The sequence below is a fragment of the Streptomyces chisholmiae genome (assembly GCF_031845445.1).
Classification (GTDB): Bacteria; Actinomycetota; Actinomycetes; order Streptomycetales; family Streptomycetaceae; genus Streptomyces; species Streptomyces chisholmiae.
On sequence record NZ_JAVREO010000118.1, the window covers coordinates 1 to 475 of the forward strand.

The window sequence follows — 475 nt, forward strand, 5'->3', positions numbered from 1 at the left end:
GCTCAACCCGGTCTCGGCCCGGTAGGTACCGTCCAACAACCGACGGGCATCGTGCAACAACCGGCCGGCGCCTACCCGATGATCCCCGGGGGACCGATGTTGCCCGGGGAGCCGTGAACCCAATGCCGCCACGCACCGTGTATCCGATACCAAGCCGACAACGGTCAACCAGAGGAACGGAGTGAACCGCCGTGTACATCAGCCGAACAGTTGACGCGCGCACCGCGCGGATCGCCCTCTCTCTGATCCGTTGCCCCATCAAGAGCCGGCGGTATCCCGCCAAGCAGGAGCGCTTGGTCACCCCGCAGGAAGCGGCGCTGCTGGCGCGGTGACTCAGGACGGCGCCGCGAGACCGTCCCGCTCCATGGTCAGGCCGCCGCAGCCGAGGTCATTGCCGCCAAAACATTAAGCGTGTAATTTTCTGGCTCGTGGCCACACTCGAAGGCAAAGTCGCCATCGTCACCGGAACCCGCCG

At 65.7% G+C, this 475-nt stretch carries 1 protein-coding gene; it reads left to right on the top strand.

Translation table 11 applies throughout. The annotated features are described in order from the left end of the window. Positions 1 to 191: 191 nt before the first annotated feature. A complete protein-coding gene (locus RM844_RS32355; RefSeq protein WP_162563219.1) occupies positions 192 to 332 on the top strand; it encodes a hypothetical protein in 141 nt (46 codons plus the stop codon). Positions 333 to 475 lie beyond the last annotated feature (143 nt).